Genomic DNA, 1,770 nt, shown 5'->3' on the forward strand with positions numbered 1-1,770 from the left:
GCGGGCGGGGTCACCGGGGCGTCGGGCTCGGACACCATGGTCCGCAGCAGTTCGATGTACAGGTCGGCCAGTTGCTCGGCGGTCTCCGGCGCCACGAATTGCGGGTCGATGTCGATGGAGAAGCCGTCCACGCTCGCGTTGACCAGGAGGGGGAAGGCGGTGCGGGCGATCTCCAGGGACTCGTCCCAGGTGTCCCCGGGCAGCCGGTGGAAGTTGACGAAGTTGAAGACGGTCTGCACCGGGTTGGCCGTCCCCGGACGCAGCCCGGTCATCGCGGCCAGGGGGAAGCGACGGTGCGGCAGCATCTCCTGCTCGGCCGCGAAGACCGCCCGCAGGTGGTCCCGCCGGGTGCCGCGCGGGCGCGGCACCCCGAACGGCACGGTGTTGAGGAACAGGCCGCGCATCCGGTCGGCTCCCTCCACCTCGGGGCGGCCGTTGACGGCCACGCCGACGGAGTGGCCGATCACCTCGCCGGCACCCCCCTCGTGCCCCTCGTGCCCGTCGTGCTCGGCGAACAGGGTCATCAGGTGGTGGAAGGCGGTGAGCAGGACGGTGCGTCGCGGCACCCCGGACTCGCGGGCCAGGCGACCGATGGGCTCGGCGAGGTCCCGGTAGGAGCGACGGACCTCGTGGACGACCGGACCGTCCCCGACCGGCTCGCCGCGGCGGGTGAAGGCGATCGGCCGCAGGGTGTCCAGGACGGAGGTCCAGTGGCGGGCGCTCTCCTCGTCCCGCAGCGCGGCGCGTTCCAGGGCGACGTACTCCGCGAAGCGCGGGGCGGCCGGCAGCCGCGGCGGTTGCCCGTGGGCCACGGCCCGGCGGTGCAGGTCCAGCAGGTCGGCCAGGAGGGAGGTCAGGCTCCAGCCGTCGAGCACCACGTGGCAGTCGGTGATGGTGAAGCGCAGTTCGTGATCGGTCAGGTGGTGCAGGTGGAGACGGACCAGCGGCGGGGCGGTGAGATCGAACCGGCGCTCGAACTCGCTGTCGACGAAGCGGCGCATCACCTCGCGCTGCCGTTCGCGCGGCAGGCCGCGCAGGTCGGTGTAGCCGACCGGGAGACGGGCACTGCGGTGCACCAGTTGCAGCGGCTCGCCCCGGGAGACCAGGTCGACGGAGGTGCGCAGGATGTCGTGCTCGCGCACCACGGCGTCCACGGCCGCCTGGAAGGCGTCCCGGTCGAATCCCTCCGGGACGGTGATCCTCAGGTCGGTGACGTTGTGGTAGGCGCCCCGACGCGGATCGGCCAGCATCTCGTGCAACATGCCGGTCTGGAGCATGGTGAGGGGATAGGCGTCCACCACGTCCCCGGGCAGCCGCGCGGCCCGTTCCGCGTCGATCATGGAGAACGGTTCGTAACGGGGCCCGGGGGGTGCGGGGGCCGTGCCGTTCCCGGCAAGCCGGGCGAGGCCACCGAGGGTGCGGGCGCGGAAGAGGTCCGCCACGCCGATGTCGAGACCGGCCGCGCGGGCCAGTCCGATCACCCGCAGGGCGAGGATGGAGTCACCGCCCAGGTCGAAGAAGTTGGCCTCGGTGCCCACCCGTTCGGCGCCCAGCACCTCTCCCCAGATCCGGGCCAGTTCTCGCTCGGCCGGGGTGGTGGGGGGCGTGTGCTCCCCCGTCGCGGCGGCCCCGCCCTCCACGGAGCGCAGGGCGGCGCGGTCCACCTTGCCGTTGGCGGTGACCGGTAGCCGCGGGTGACGCACGAACAGGGCGGGGACCATGTACTCGGGCAGGGTGAGCCGCAGCCGTTCGCGCAGGGCGGGCGGGTCC

1 protein-coding gene is annotated in these 1,770 nt (G+C 73.2%); it reads right to left on the reverse strand.

Going from position 1 to position 1,770, the window contains the following annotated elements:
• The coding region (locus tag FOE67_RS24710; RefSeq protein WP_228474259.1) for a condensation domain-containing protein at positions 1-1,770 on the reverse strand (1,770 nt) is incomplete at both ends.

Origin of the sequence: Streptomyces calidiresistens (assembly GCF_014141525.1) — a bacterium.
In the GTDB taxonomy this organism is placed as follows: Bacteria; Actinomycetota; Actinomycetes; order Streptomycetales; family Streptomycetaceae; genus Streptomyces; species Streptomyces calidiresistens.